Source organism: Aminobacter sp. LjRoot7, from assembly GCF_964252895.1.
GTDB lineage: Bacteria > Pseudomonadota > Alphaproteobacteria > Rhizobiales > Rhizobiaceae > Aminobacter > Aminobacter aminovorans_B.
In genome coordinates, this window is sequence record NZ_CAXUPX020000004.1 from 361856 (window position 1) to 374703 (window position 12848).

Here is a 12848-nt window from a genome sequence, read left to right on the forward strand (position 1 = left end):
CAATGCGCGGGGCATGCGCAATATTTTTTTGCGCTTCGAAGAAATCGGCGGCCAATGCTGCCGACAACGTACTGTCAGGTGGCTTGGCGCCGGCGTGTCAGGGAGAGAGTCGCAAGCGCTCCCAGGCTGATCGCGCAAACCGGGAAGACGATCCAGTTGAGCATTTCCCAGCCATAGGCGTTGTAGACCGCGCCGGACATCAGCGAGGCGAAGGCGACGGCGCCGAACAGGACGAAGTCGTGGAAACCCTGGACCTTGCTCTTCTCCGAAGGGCGATAGGCTGTCGAGACGATGGCCGTGGCGCCGATGAAGCCGAAGTTCCAGCCCAGGCCGAGCAGGATCAGCGCCGTCCAGAACTGCCAGAGCGCGATACCCGACAGGGCAACGATGGCGCAGGCAATGAGAAGGAAAAGGCCGAAGGCGACGACACGTTCCGCGCCGAAACGCTGGATAACGCGGCCGGTGAAGAAGCTGGGACCGAACATGGCCATGACGTGCCAGGAGATGCCCAGCGTCGCCTCATCAGGCGAAAAGCCGCAGCCGACCATGGCCAGCGGCGCGCCGGTCATGACGAAACTCATCAGCGTGTAGGTGCCGACGGCGCAGGTGAGCGCCGCAGCGAAGCGCGGCTCGGTGACGATCTCCAACAGCGGACGCGCGCCGGCTTCGGACGTCTCGTGATGATCCTGGGCAGGCTCCTTGACCCGCAGGAAGTACAGGATACAGGCGCCAACGGCTGCCAAGCCGATGATTGAGGCAAAGGAACCGGCAAACATCACCGGAGCGAACAGCTCGCGCGTGAAGATGACGATCTGCGGCCCGATGATGGCGGTGATTATACCGCCTGCGAGCACGAAGGAGATCGCATTGGCCTTGAACTGGGGCGGCGCATTGTCGGCGGCGGCAAAGCGGAACTGCTGGACGAAGGCACCGCCGGCCCCTAGCAGCACCAGGCCGAAGACGAAGAGCCAGAATTCGGCGCGGAACAACGCGAGCGTGGCAACAGCACCACCGAGGGCGGTGACTGCCGTGCCGAACATGAAACCGCTGCGCTGGCCGATAGCACGGATGATGGCGGCCGCCGGCAGGGCGCCGATTGCCAACCCTAGGCTGAAGCCAGTGATGGGAAGTGTTGCCAGCGACTTGTCCTCGCCGAGCAGATAGTAGCCGGCGAGGCCGCCAATGGCGAAGGAGATGGGAGCGGCGGAACCTATGATGGCTTGCGATGCGGCGAGAATGTAAGCTGTTCGCCGCGCTTCGCGTTCGCCACCGGTCATAATGCGTCCTTGCCCTTGCCTTCGCCGCGCAGCTTGCGCGAGACACGATCCAGTACAGCGTTGACGAGCTTGGGCTCGTCTTCGACGTAGAATGCCTTGGCGATGTCGACATATTCCGACACGATCACCGCCACCGGCACGTCCAGGCGCTTCATCAATTCGTAGACGCCAGCGCGCAGGATGGCGCGCAACGTCGAGTCCAGGCGCGACAATGGCCAGTCCTCGGTCAGCGACTGACGGATGACCGGATCGACAACCTTTTGGTTTTCGACGACACCGGCAAGGATGGCGCGGAACCACTGGGCGTCGGCCTCGCGGTAGAGCGCGCCGTCGACTTCCTTGCCAAGGCGAAATGCCTCGTATTCGGCGGTGATTTCGAGCAGGCCGCTGCCGGCAACGTCCATCTGGTACAAGGCCTGGACAGCAGCCAGACGGGCAGCACCGCGCTTGTTGGCGTGGCGGACGGGCGGCTGGCCGTTATCTTCGGAAGACGTCACGAGCGCGCTGCTCCGAGTTTTTCGCGTATGGCGATCATAGTCAGGGCGGCGCGGGCGGCAAAGCCACCCTTGTCGCCTTCGGTACGGCGGGCACGCGCCCAGGCCTGGTCGTCGTTTTCGACTGTCAGGATGCCGTTGCCGACGGCAATCGACTCAGCAACCGAGAGATCCATGATCGCACGGCAGGATTCATTGGCGACGATATCGAAGTGATAGGTCTCGCCGCGGATGACGGTGCCGAGCGCGACATAGCCGTCATACTGAGTGCCTTCGTCGTCGGCTGCATCGAGCGCGAACGAGATCACGGCCGGGATTTCGAGCGCGCCGGGAACGGTCACGACGTCGTATGCTGCACCCGCAGCATCCAGGGCGGCCTTGGCGCCGTCCAGCAGCGCGTCCGAAAGGTCGTCGTAGAAGCGCGCCTCGACGATGAGGAGCTTCAATTGCTTGTCGTTGGCCATGTAAAATCTCCGGCAGGAGCGGCTGACTTAGGCCGAACCGGGTGAGTTCGCAAGCGAAGTGTTAAGGCCTGTGGCAGGAAACCGCTGTCCAGCGACAACGGCCACTGCCCCGGGTCAGAGCCCTTCCCTGGCCGCCTCGGCAAGGCGCGCGGCGTAACGTGCCATGGTGTCGATCTCGAGATTGACCCGGTCGCCGACCTTGCGCTCGCCCCAGGTCGTCACCTGCAGCGAATGATGGATCAGCAGCACATCGAAGCGGGTGCCTTCAACCTTGTTGACGGTCAGCGACGTACCGTCGAGTGCAACCGAGCCCTTGGGTGCGATGAACCTGGCCAGCTCGCGCGGTGCCTCGAGGCGGAAGCGTACCGCCTCGCCCTCGTCCTCGCGCGCGACGATCTCGGCCATTCCGTCGACATGGCCTGAAACGATGTGACCGCCCAGCTCGTCGCCGATCTTCAGGGCGCGCTCCAGGTTGATCTTGCTGCCGGCCTTCCAACCGCTCGCGGTGGTCAGGCGCAGCGCCTCTTCCCAGGCTTCGACCTCGAACCAGCGCGCGTTGGAGGTTGCCTCCGGAAGCGTAACCACGGTCAGGCAGACGCCGGAACAGGAAATCGAAGCACCGATGTCGATGGTCTTCGGATCATAGGCGGTGTCGATGCGCAGGCGGACGCCCTGGTCGAGCTGGGCTGCGGACGCGACTGTAGCCACGTCGGTGACGATCCCGGTAAACATCAGATTTCCCTTATCCATTCGGCGAAGCTGTCCTCGCCGAAGCGCGCCTCGCGCACCAGGGAGAACCCTGCCGGTATATGGTCGCGGCCAATCGGGGCTGCAATACCGTCCGTACCAATGGCCTCGGGGCCGTAGAACAGCGCGATGCGGTCGACCAGCCCCTCGTCGAGGAAGGCACGAGCCGTGTCGGCGCCGCCTTCGACGATGATGCGCGACATGCCCTGGTTGCCCAGGTCCTCAAGAAGCTCCGGCAGCGCCACGCGACCATCATAAGTCTCGGTCGCCAGGAATTTTACCCCGGCTCGCTCCAGCTCCGCCCTGTTGGCGACTTGGCTGTCCGAGCAGGCGGCGACAAGCACCGGAACGTCGGACGCCGAGCGCGCCAGCTTCGACGTCGCAGGCAGGCGTGTCAGCCGGTCGAGCACGATGCGGGCCGGCGAACGGCTGCGCAGTCCAGGCAGCCTGACGGTGAGCTCGGGATCGTCAGCGATGGCGGTGCCGATGCCGATCAGAATGGCATCGCATTCGGCGCGCATGACATGGACCTGGCGGCGGGCGATCTCGCCAGTGATGCCGATCTGTCCCTCGCCTCGCCTGCCGATCATGCCATCGGCGGAAAGCGCAAGCTTCAGAATCACTTCCGGGCGCTTTCTCATCGAGCGATTCATGTAGCCGGCGAGCTGATCGGCGGCCTCGCGGGCAAGAACGCCCTCCTTGACCTCGATGCCGGCGCTGCGAAGGATCGCATAGCCCTTGCCGGAAACACGCGGGTCCGGATCGCTGGCGGCGCCAACGACGCGTGTTATGCCTGCGGTAACCAGCGCATTGGCGCAAGGCGGCGTGCGGCCATGATGGGCACAGGGCTCAAGCGTGACATAGGCGGTGGCGCCGCGCGCCAGTACACCCGCTTCGGCAAGCGCTTCGGCTTCCGCATGCGGCCGCCCGCCAATGGCGGTGACGCCGCGGCCGATGATGACAGGTCCATTGCCGTCGTCGCGAATGATGAGCGTGCCGACCGCCGGGTTGGTCGAGGTCAGTCCGAGGTTCTTGCGCGACAGCCTGAGAGCGGCTGCCATGTAGCGGCGATCAATCCTGTCCTGCCCGGATGCACTGTTTTCGACCATCGTTCAGCTGGCTTCCTCGTCGCCCTTCAGTTCGCCCAGGACCTCATGGAAGTCCTTGGCCTCGCGGAAATTGCGGTAGACGGAAGCAAACCTGACATAGGCGACGTCGTCGAGCGTCTTCAGCGCTTCCATCACCAGGCGGCCGATTTCGCCTGACGGAATCTCGGTTTCGCCGGAGCTTTCGAGCTGGCGGACGATGCCGGTCACGGCACGTTCGATGCGCTCGGGATCGACATTGCGCTTGCGCACGGCGATCTCGACCGAACGGGCCAGCTTGTCGCGGTCGAACGGCACCTTGCGGCCAGTCTTCTTGAGCACGACGAGGTCGCGTAGCTGGACGCGCTCGAAGGTGGTGAAACGACCGCCGCAAACCGGGCAGATACGCCGGCGACGGATCGCGGCACCGTCCTCGGCCGGACGCGAGTCCTTCACCTGCGTGTCTTCAGACTGGCAATATGGGCAGCGCATCGTTCAGCCTTGTCATTCGAATCCTCGACCGGGAAAGGCTTAATGCATCATCCCGGAAAGCAGAAGCCCCATGCCGGGATGACCGGCACGGGGCTTCGAAATGTGAAGGCTTTTTACGGCCTCCGGCCGAAGGATGCTTAGCCGAGATAAGGATAGAGCGGAAAGCGTTCGGTCAGGCTGACGACCTTCTGCTTGACGGCCGCTTCGACGGCAGCGTTGCCCTCGTCCGAATTGGCGACCTTGAGGCCGTCGAGCACTTCGGTGATCAGCTGGCCGATCTCGCGGAACTCGGCCTCGCCGAAGCCGCGGGTGGTGCCTGCCGGCGTGCCGAGACGCACGCCCGAGGTGACGAAGGGCTTTTCCGGGTCGAAGGGAATGCCGTTCTTGTTACAGGTGATGTTGGCGCGGCCGAGCGCTGCCTCGGCACGCTTGCCGGTGGCGTTCTTGGGGCGCAGGTCGACCAGCATCAGATGGTTGTCGGTGCCGCCCGAAACGATGTCGAGGCCGGTGTCCTTGAGGCTCGCGGCCAGCGCCTTGGCGTTGGCGACGACATTCGCCGCATAGGTCTTGAACTCCGGCTTCAGCGCTTCGCCGAAAGCGACCGCCTTGGCGGCGATGACGTGCATCAGCGGGCCGCCCTGCAGGCCGGGGAACACGGCCGAGTTCATCTTCTTGGCGATGTCCTCGTCATTGGTCAGGATCATGCCGCCGCGCGGGCCGCGCAGCGACTTGTGCGTGGTGGTGGTGACGACATGGGCGTGCGGCAGCGGCGACGGGTGCACTCCACCGGCAACCAGGCCGGCGATGTGGGCCATGTCGACCATCAGATAGGCGCCGACTTCATCGGCGATCTCGCGGAAGCGCTTCCAGTCCCAGATGCGGGAATAAGCGGTGCCGCCGGCGAGGATCAGCTTCGGCTTGTTCTCGCGGGCAAGGCGCGCGACCTCGTCCATGTCGAGCAGGTTGTCGTCCTTGCGCACGCCGTAGGAGACGACCTTGAACCACTTACCGGACATGTTGACCGGCGAGCCGTGGGTCAGGTGACCGCCCGAATTCAGGTCGAGGCCCATGAAGGTGTCGCCGGGCTGCAGCAGCGCCAGGAACACCGCCTGGTTCATCTGGCTGCCGGAATTTGGCTGGACGTTGGCGAACTTGCAGTCGAACAGCTTCTTGGCGCGCTCGATGGCGAGCTCCTCGGCGACGTCGACGAACTGGCAGCCGCCATAGTAGCGCTTGCCGGGATAACCCTCGGCGTACTTGTTGGTCATGATCGAGCCCTGTGCCTCGAGCACGGCACGGGAAACGATGTTTTCCGAGGCGATCAGCTCGATCTCGTGGCGCTGGCGACCGAGTTCGTTGCGGATCGAGCCGAAGATCTCCGGATCGGCCTCCTCGAGCGGGGTTCCAAAGAAGGTTTCGAGGTGTTTCGAAGCGGCCATCGGTTCTGATCCTTGCTGGTCCGGGGACTGGTCCGGAGGGGCATCGGGGAAGTTCGGCGGCCATTAACATACTTGCCCCAGCGTCGCCACGTGCGGTGCGAAATTTCGTGGTCGCATTTGGACCAAAGGGCCGGAGAATGAAAAAAGCCGCCCCGAAAGGCGGCTTTTTGGTTGTCGCTGCGGCTCGATCAGAGAGCCGAGGTGATCTGCAGCTCATCGACACCGTCGCGGCCATAGATGTCGTCGCGGAACTGCACGACGCCATCGCCGGTCGACCATGCCGAGACGTAGGTGAAGTAGACCGGTACCGGGTTGGTGACAGGAACCGGGGTATTTTCGCCCGACTTGATGGCCTGCTCGAAATGCGAGCGGCTCCAGCCTGGCGTGTCACGCAGGATCCAGGTGACGAGGTCGCGCACGTTCTGGACGCGGACGCAGCCCGAGGAGTCGAAGCGCATCAGCTTGCCGAACAGGCTCTGCTGCGGCGTATCATGCATGTAGACGCCATCCGGGCTCGGGAAGTTGATCTTGACCGAAGCCATGGCGTTGTTGGCGCCGGGATCCTGGCGGAAGCGGTACTTCGCCGCCTCTTCCGTCGACCAGTCGACGTTCATCGGATCAACTTCGCTGCCATCGGGCGCAAACAGGCGGATCTTGTTGTCGGTCAGGTAGTTCGGGTTCTTGCGCATCAGCGGGATGATGTCCTTGCGGACGATCGACACCGGTGCGTTCCAGTACGGGTTGACGACGATCTCGTTGATCTTCGAATTGACGATCGGCGACTGGCGGTCGACCTTGCCGACGATTGCCGTGTGGCGCAGCACGACGCGGTCGTTCTCGACAGCTTCGACCTGGGCAGCCGGAATGTTGACGTTGACATAGCGCTGGCCGAGCGTGCCGGCCTGGGCCTGGATGCGGCCGAGGTTGGTCTCGAGCTGGCCAAGGCGAATCTGGGCGCTGATGTTCATAGCCGCGTAGGTGTACTGGCCCATGACGCCGTCATCCGGCAGGCCGTGGCGTGCCTGGAAGCGCTTCAAGGCGGCATCGACATAGGTGTCGAAGGAATCGGAAAGGCCTGCACGCGGCGACAGGTCACCCGAAATCATCAGGCGCTTGCGCAACACCTGGACATCGGGGTCCTCGACGCCGAGGCGGAGCTTCTTGGTGGCCGGAACGACCGGCCAGCCGCCCTGGGCGACGATGTTCTGATACTGGGCAATCGCCTGCTGGGTGAAAGCGGCCGTCTGCGAGGTGAACACCGGCAGCGTGCTGGCAACCTTGGCGCCCTGGCTGACGCGGGCATCGAACTGGTCATCCCAGTTGCCGCGGCGCGACGAGCCGAGAACTTCGCCGATCACATCCTGAGCGCTGGCTGCGCCCGACAAGGCTGCCATGGCGATCGCGCCGGCACCGGAGAGAAAGAAACGGCGGCTAGTTTTCATGGACGTTCCAGACATATTCGCGCAACACAACCGGCAGGAAATCTCCCGCGACGATATGACGGCCATACTTAACAATTAGCCAACCATAACCCGGCATCACTAGAGCGTGAAACGCGACTTCATCGCACGGGTTGCTGACGGCCGAACAGGCAGATCTGGCACATCACAGCTTCCCGATAGTCATTCGAATATGGCGGCAACATGGCTGGCACCCCTTCCATTGAATGTCGGCGAGCTAAAAAGGGAAGGACCGGTGCATTTCTGCAACCGGCCCTGCGACTGGAGGTCGTTCCTTTGGGAAGATGGGAATAGGGCAGTAAGGCAGAAGGGCAGTCAGAAATAAGCGCGGCACCGGAGGTCATGTTGACCCATTGCCCTGCTGTCTTACTGCCCTATTCCCCTTCCCTGCACACTTACATCCGGTAGGCGATGGTGTCGTTCCAGAAGCGGTCGAGGCGCTGCAGGGCGCGGTTCATCTGCTTGAACTCGTCGGTGTTGATGCCGCCGACATGCTCGATCGAACCGACATGGCGATCATAGAGACCTGCAACCACCTCGGCCACGTCCTGACCCTTCGGCGTCAGGCTGACACGGACCGAGCGACGGTCGATGCGCGAGCGCTGGTGGTTGATGAAGCCGAGCTCGACAAGCTTCTTGAGGTTGTAGGAGACGTTCGAGCCGAGATAGTAGCCGCGTGAGCGCAATTCGCCGGCGGTCAGTTCTGCATTGCCGATGTTGAAGAGCAGCAGAGCCTGGATCGCATTGATGTCGCTGCGGCCGTTGCGGTCGAATTCATCCTTGATAACGTCAAGAAGACGACGATGAAGTCTTTCAACAAGCTGCAGAGATTCCATGTAAAGCGAACGGATCGCTTCGTTACGGTCCTCGGAAACCATGGCGGGCTTGGCCACCTGACGCGAATTGATCATTGTCTTTGCCTCTCTGTTTTCGCCTGGTGACTTTTTTGTTTGATGTCACCTTGATCGCGAACTTATCGAATACCCATAAAATTCGACTTAAACGTCAGGCTTAACAAGGGCTTACCGGGGACAGGTTTCGAAAGAGGGTTAACAAACCCCACTTCGAGTAAGAATAATTAACCTTGTATTTTACGGAATGTCGGCCAACGCACTGAAAGCGTTGGCCGGAGCAATTCCAGGAAAGCCGTGAAGCGGCTTTCCGTCCGGAATTGCGCAAAACAAAAAGACAGAGAGCGGCCGCTGTCCGAAGGAAGGCGGAAACGCTCTAGTGCGCGGCACGGCGCCTTTTCAGGTGCAGGACGATGCGGAAGGCCGCGTAGATCAGAGCCACGGCAATATGGGAGACGACGATCAGCGGCCGGCTTCCGAACAGTTCGGGGAAACCGGCATACATCGCGATCTCGGTCACGGCACAAATAAACCAGATGACCGGGCCCCAGGACGACAGCATCCACAGGCCGATGGCGGCGAAGGGGAAAAACACCGAAAGCGTCACCGCCGCGACCTGCCAATGGATCGGCATCAGGTCGAAACGCCAGAGCGGGCCGTCATAGAGGCCGATGAGGCGAACCCAGTAGAGGATGCCGAACAGCAGGCAGTAGCCGGCCACGACGCGCAGGAACAAAGCGAAGGCGCTCTCTATTGCCGACGGATGCATCTCGCGCAGGCGGCTTGCACTGTCGGTCAAAGGGCAAGTTCCCTGTCGCCAAGCGTTTCGAAATAGCGGTCGATGTCGAGGGGATCGACATCCTCAAGCCGGGCCGGTTGCCATTGCGGCGTCGAACCCTTGTCGACCAGAACGGCACGGATACCTTCATAGAAGTCGCGGCCGGCCAGCATGCGGCTGAGGATGCGGAACTCCATCCGCATGCAGTCTTCCATCGACATGGTAAGGCCGGCCCTCACCTGCCGGAAGGCAACTGACAGGCTGGTGGGCGAACGCTGCTGGATGGTCGCAAGCGTCTTTTGGGCGAACTCGCTCGAATCCGCTTCCAGGCTGGCGATGACGTCAGACAGCGTCGCCGCGGAGAAGTGCCTGGCGATCGCCTCCAGCGTCTCGCGCTCGGTCTCGCGCTTGGCCGGGCGGAAGAAATTGCGCAGCATCGCTTCCGGCTCGCCGGTCTCGCACAGGCGCTCCAGCAGCCCGATCTGCCCGTCGGCCGAAATCGTGTGCGTCGCGAGGCCCGACCACAACGCGTCGCCGTAGCGGATCCTGTTGCCGGTCAGCGCCAGGTACATGCCGAAATGGCCGCCGAGGTCGGGCAGCAAATGGCTGCCGCCGACGTCGGGAAAGAAGCCGATTCCGACTTCCGGCATGGCGAACTGCGCATTTTCGGTCAGCACCCGGTGCGAGCCATGAAAGGAAATGCCGACGCCGCCGCCCATGACGATGCCGTCGATGAACGAGACATATGGCTTGGGGTAGCGCTGGATCTGGGTGTTGAGCCGGTATTCATCGGCGAAAAAGTCGACCGGCGCATTGCCGGCGAGGCCGGCGTGATAGACGTGCAGGATATCGCCGCCGGCACAAAATGCCCTACCCTCGGCCTTGACCACGACGATTGCGACGTTGGGGTCGACCTGCCATGCGGTGAGTGCCCTGGACAGCGCCAGCACCATCTTGTGGGTCAGCGCGTTCAGCGCCTGTGGCCGCGTCAGCGTGACGATGCCGGCGGCTCCGGAGCGCTCGAAGCGGATTTCGTCGTCGCCGCCAAAGTCCATGTCCACTGGAATCCCTCACATCAGGCTGAGTGTGCAGAGCTAATGTGGAGCGCATGGGTGCGTCAATGCCGCAGGTCCCATCCTGCATCTTGGTCTTGGGCAAACCGGCATGCTAAAAACTGCACAATTGCCGGAGAATGCCGATGAACAAGTTCACCCCAGCCAAGCCAGCCGGCGCCCGCAGCGTCGACGAGATCACCGGCAGCCGCCGCCTGCGCCGCATGCGCAAGGCCGACTGGTCGCGCCGGCTCGTCCAGGAAAACCGCCTGACGGTCGACGACCTGATCTGGCCGATCTTCATCATCGACGGCGAGAACCGTCGGGAAGTCATACCGGCGATGCCCGGCGTTTATCGCATGTCGGTCGATTTCGCCGTCAAGGAAGCGGAACGGGCGGCAAAGCTCGGCATTCCCGCGCTTGCCACCTTCCCCAATGTCGAGATGGGCCTGCGCGACCAGACCGGCGCGCATATTCTCGAGCCCGACAACATCATCAACCGCGCCACCCGCGCCATCAAGGCAGCGGTGCCGGAGATCGGCATCATCACCGACGTCGCCCTCGACCCGTTCACCAGCCATGGTCATGACGGCATCCTGCGCGACGGCGTCATCGTCAATGACGAGACGGTTGCCCAGGTGGCGGCCGCCGCCGTGCTGCAGGCCGCGGCCGGTTCCGACATCATCGCCCCCTCCGACATGATGGATGGCCGCATCGGCGCGATCCGCGACGCGCTCGACGACAACGGCTTCCACGACGTGGCCATCATGTCTTATGCGACCAAGTTCGCTTCGGCCTTCTATGGCCCCTACCGCGAGGCGATCGGCACGCAGGGCCTGCTCAAGGGCGACAAGAAGACCTATTACATCGACCACGCCAACTCCGACGAGGCGGTGCGCGAGGCCGAGCAGGATCTCGCCGAGGGCGCCGACATGCTGATGGTCAAGCCGGGCCTGCCCTATCTCGACATCATCCGCCGGCTGAAGGACGAGTTCCGCGTGCCGACTTTCGCCTACCAGGTGTCAGGCGAATATTCGATGATCAAGGCAGCTGGTGCCAATGGCTGGATCGACGGCGAAAAGGCGATGCTGGAAAGCCTGCTCGCCTTCAAGCGCGCCGGCTGCGACGGCATCCTGACCTACTTCGCGCCCGAAGTGGCCGAGATGCTGAAGGGCTGAGGCCCGAGCTTCCCCTCCAGGATTTCTGCCAGCCCGCGCCGGAATTCTTGAAACCGGCGCTGCAATTCCCATTTGTTTCCGGCGCGGACAATCTCGTCCGCCCTTAGAGGAAGTCATGACCGCACGCGTTCTGGACGGCGAAATCATCAACAGCAGGCTCGACGACAGCCGCGCCTATGACGGCGTGCGCACCCGCCGCATCCTGGCGTTCCTGATCGACTATCTGATCGTCGGTCTTCTGATGATCCCCTTCGCCATCATCATCTTCTTTCTCGGCGTGCTGACGCTCGGCCTTGGCTGGGCGCTGTTCGGCGTGCTGTTTCCCGCAGTTGCCCTGCTTTACATCTGGATGACGCTCGGCGGGCCGAACCAGGCAACGACCGGCATGCGCATGATGGGCATCCGGCTCGACCGGCTCGACGGCAGGCCGATCGATGGCCTCCTGGCGGTGGTTCACTCGGTGCTGTTCTGGGCCGGCAACGTTGTTCTGACGCCGCTGGTGCTGCTGGTTTCGCTGTTTTCCGACCGCAAGCGCACACTGCATGACCTGCTGCTTGGCACCGTGGTCAGCCGCAGCGACAGCTAAAATTGCCATTCGGCGAGTCAAAACCGGCACTTGCGCCAAAATGTGAAGGCAAAGATTGGGCTTGCCTTCACATTCATGTTGAATTTTTCGCAGGCAGCGCCAAGCTAGGGAACATTGATTGGGAGTCTTCCTGACGCTCGATGACGCAGCATCCGACCCATTCTCCTCAGTTCTTCCTGACGGCGCCGTCCCCCTGCCCCTATCTTGAGGGTCAATTCGAACGGAAGGTCTTCACTCACCTCGTCGGTGACAAGGCCCCCGAGATGAACGACCTGCTGACGCAGGGCGGCTTCAGGCGTTCACAGAACATCGCTTATCGCCCGGCCTGCGAGACCTGCCGCGCCTGCGTCTCCGTCCGCATCCTGGCACAGGAATTCAAGGCGACACGCAACATGCGCCGGGTTATCGAGCGCAACTCCGACCTCGTCGGAGCCATGCACGACGCCGAGCCCTCGACAGAGCAATATTCGCTGTTCCGCTCCTATCTCGACGCCCGCCACCGCCGAGGCGGCATGTCCGACATGACCGTGCTCGACTATGCCATGATGGTCGAGGACACCCATGTCACCACCAAGGTGATCGAGTATCGCCGCCGCGGCCCCGATACCTTCATCACCGGCCAGGGCCAGGGCGAACTGATGGCCGTGGCGCTGACCGACCAGATGTCGGATGGCCTGTCGATGGTCTATTCCTACTACAATCCGGAAATGGACGAACGCTCGCTTGGCACCTTCATGATCCTCGATCATATTGCCCGCGCGCGCGCCATGGGCCTGCCCCACGTCTATCTTGGCTACTGGGTCAACGGTTCGCGCAAGATGAACTATAAGGTACGCTTCACACCTCAGGAGCATCTCGGCATGAAGGGCTGGGAGCGTTTCGAAGGCGACATCTGAGCCCGTCCGGCCCGTTTCCACGCTGCCGTCGACCATCTGGCAGGGGAAA

At 62.7% G+C, this 12848-nt stretch carries 14 protein-coding genes; 3 read left to right on the forward strand and 11 right to left on the reverse strand.

Annotation, left to right across the window (positions count from 1 at the left end; genetic code table 11):
• Positions 1-74: 74 nt before the first annotated feature.
• From ACSQ3E_RS14845 to ACSQ3E_RS14895, 11 genes are all read right to left on the reverse strand, one after another.
• The gene (locus tag ACSQ3E_RS14845; RefSeq protein ID WP_310326722.1) at positions 75-1277 is read right to left on the reverse strand and encodes an MFS transporter; all 1203 of its coding nucleotides are present in this window, start codon (positions 1275-1277) and stop codon (positions 75-77) included.
• Positions 1274-1774, reverse strand: a complete 501-nt coding sequence (nusB, locus tag ACSQ3E_RS14850; protein WP_310326720.1) for a transcription antitermination factor NusB — start codon at positions 1772-1774, stop codon at positions 1274-1276. Before nusB ends, ACSQ3E_RS14845 begins: the two co-directional genes overlap by 4 nt.
• Positions 1771-2235, reverse strand: coding sequence for a 6,7-dimethyl-8-ribityllumazine synthase (gene ribH, locus ACSQ3E_RS14855; RefSeq protein WP_436123274.1), 465 nt, complete (start codon positions 2233-2235; stop codon positions 1771-1773). The genes nusB and ribH overlap by 4 nt, the downstream gene beginning before the upstream one ends.
• Positions 2236-2349: 114 nt before the next feature.
• Positions 2350-2967, reverse strand: coding sequence for a riboflavin synthase (locus ACSQ3E_RS14860; protein ID WP_436123275.1), 618 nt, complete (start codon positions 2965-2967; stop codon positions 2350-2352).
• On the reverse strand, positions 2967-4091 hold the full coding sequence (gene ribD, locus ACSQ3E_RS14865; protein ID WP_436123276.1) for a bifunctional diaminohydroxyphosphoribosylaminopyrimidine deaminase/5-amino-6-(5-phosphoribosylamino)uracil reductase RibD: 1125 nt from the start codon (positions 4089-4091) through the stop codon (positions 2967-2969). The genes ACSQ3E_RS14860 and ribD overlap by 1 nt, the downstream gene beginning before the upstream one ends.
• 3 nt (positions 4092-4094) lie before the next feature.
• Positions 4095-4559 carry a transcriptional regulator NrdR gene (gene nrdR, locus ACSQ3E_RS14870; RefSeq protein ID WP_067962991.1) on the reverse strand — a complete coding sequence of 155 codons (465 nt, stop codon included), beginning with the start codon at positions 4557-4559 and terminating at the stop codon, positions 4095-4097.
• A gap of 137 nt (positions 4560-4696) precedes the next feature.
• Positions 4697-5998, reverse strand: a complete 1302-nt coding sequence (gene glyA / locus ACSQ3E_RS14875; protein ID WP_067962994.1) for a serine hydroxymethyltransferase — start codon at positions 5996-5998, stop codon at positions 4697-4699.
• Positions 5999-6186: 188 nt separating this feature from the next.
• The gene (locus ACSQ3E_RS14880; RefSeq protein WP_310326712.1) at positions 6187-7440 is read right to left on the reverse strand and encodes a L,D-transpeptidase family protein; all 1254 of its coding nucleotides are present in this window, start codon (positions 7438-7440) and stop codon (positions 6187-6189) included.
• A gap of 413 nt (positions 7441-7853) precedes the next feature.
• Complete coding sequence (gene ldtR, locus ACSQ3E_RS14885) at positions 7854-8369, reverse strand: transcriptional regulator LdtR (protein ID WP_109576855.1); 516 nt, start codon at positions 8367-8369, stop codon at positions 7854-7856.
• A 316-nt stretch (positions 8370-8685) separates the two neighbouring features.
• The gene (locus ACSQ3E_RS14890; RefSeq protein ID WP_436123367.1) at positions 8686-9078 is read right to left on the reverse strand and encodes a DUF6163 family protein; all 393 of its coding nucleotides are present in this window, start codon (positions 9076-9078) and stop codon (positions 8686-8688) included.
• 26 nt (positions 9079-9104) lie between these two features.
• Positions 9105-10142, reverse strand: coding sequence for an enoyl-CoA hydratase/isomerase family protein (locus ACSQ3E_RS14895; RefSeq protein WP_436123368.1), 1038 nt, complete (start codon positions 10140-10142; stop codon positions 9105-9107).
• Positions 10143-10285: 143 nt separating this feature from the next.
• Here ACSQ3E_RS14895 and hemB point away from each other — a divergent pair, with 143 nt between their 5' ends.
• The 3 genes from hemB (at position 10286) to ACSQ3E_RS14910 (ending at position 12799) form a co-directional block, all read left to right on the forward strand.
• Positions 10286-11317 carry a porphobilinogen synthase gene (gene hemB, locus ACSQ3E_RS14900; RefSeq protein WP_436123277.1) on the forward strand — a complete coding sequence of 344 codons (1032 nt, stop codon included), beginning with the start codon at positions 10286-10288 and terminating at the stop codon, positions 11315-11317.
• Between the two features lie 115 nt (positions 11318-11432).
• Complete coding sequence (locus ACSQ3E_RS14905) at positions 11433-11903, forward strand: RDD family protein (RefSeq protein WP_436123278.1); 471 nt, start codon at positions 11433-11435, stop codon at positions 11901-11903.
• A gap of 140 nt (positions 11904-12043) precedes the next feature.
• On the forward strand, positions 12044-12799 hold the full coding sequence (locus ACSQ3E_RS14910; protein ID WP_067963014.1) for an arginyltransferase: 756 nt from the start codon (positions 12044-12046) through the stop codon (positions 12797-12799).
• Positions 12800-12848 lie beyond the last annotated feature (49 nt).

Coding starts and splice junctions, on each gene's coding strand:
- ACSQ3E_RS14845 (WP_310326722.1), bottom strand. CDS start 1,277: ATGACCGGTGGCGAACGCGAAGCGCGGCGAACAGCTTACATTCTCGCC.
- ldtR (WP_109576855.1), bottom strand. CDS start 8,369: ATGATCAATTCGCGTCAGGTGGCCAAGCCCGCCATGGTTTCCGAGGAC.
- glyA (WP_067962994.1), bottom strand. CDS start 5,998: ATGGCCGCTTCGAAACACCTCGAAACCTTCTTTGGAACCCCGCTCGAG.
- ribD (WP_436123276.1), bottom strand. CDS start 4,091: ATGGTCGAAAACAGTGCATCCGGGCAGGACAGGATTGATCGCCGCTAC.
- ACSQ3E_RS14895 (WP_436123368.1), bottom strand. CDS start 10,142: ATGGACTTTGGCGGCGACGACGAAATCCGCTTCGAGCGCTCCGGAGCC.
- ACSQ3E_RS14905 (WP_436123278.1), top strand. CDS start 11,433: ATGACCGCACGCGTTCTGGACGGCGAAATCATCAACAGCAGGCTCGAC.
- ACSQ3E_RS14880 (WP_310326712.1), bottom strand. CDS start 7,440: ATGAAAACTAGCCGCCGTTTCTTTCTCTCCGGTGCCGGCGCGATCGCC.
- ACSQ3E_RS14860 (WP_436123275.1), bottom strand. CDS start 2,967: ATGTTTACCGGGATCGTCACCGACGTGGCTACAGTCGCGTCCGCAGCC.
- ACSQ3E_RS14910 (WP_067963014.1), top strand. CDS start 12,044: ATGACGCAGCATCCGACCCATTCTCCTCAGTTCTTCCTGACGGCGCCG.
- hemB (WP_436123277.1), top strand. CDS start 10,286: ATGAACAAGTTCACCCCAGCCAAGCCAGCCGGCGCCCGCAGCGTCGAC.
- ribH (WP_436123274.1), bottom strand. CDS start 2,235: ATGGCCAACGACAAGCAATTGAAGCTCCTCATCGTCGAGGCGCGCTTC.
- ACSQ3E_RS14890 (WP_436123367.1), bottom strand. CDS start 9,078: ATGCATCCGTCGGCAATAGAGAGCGCCTTCGCTTTGTTCCTGCGCGTC.
- nrdR (WP_067962991.1), bottom strand. CDS start 4,559: ATGCGCTGCCCATATTGCCAGTCTGAAGACACGCAGGTGAAGGACTCG.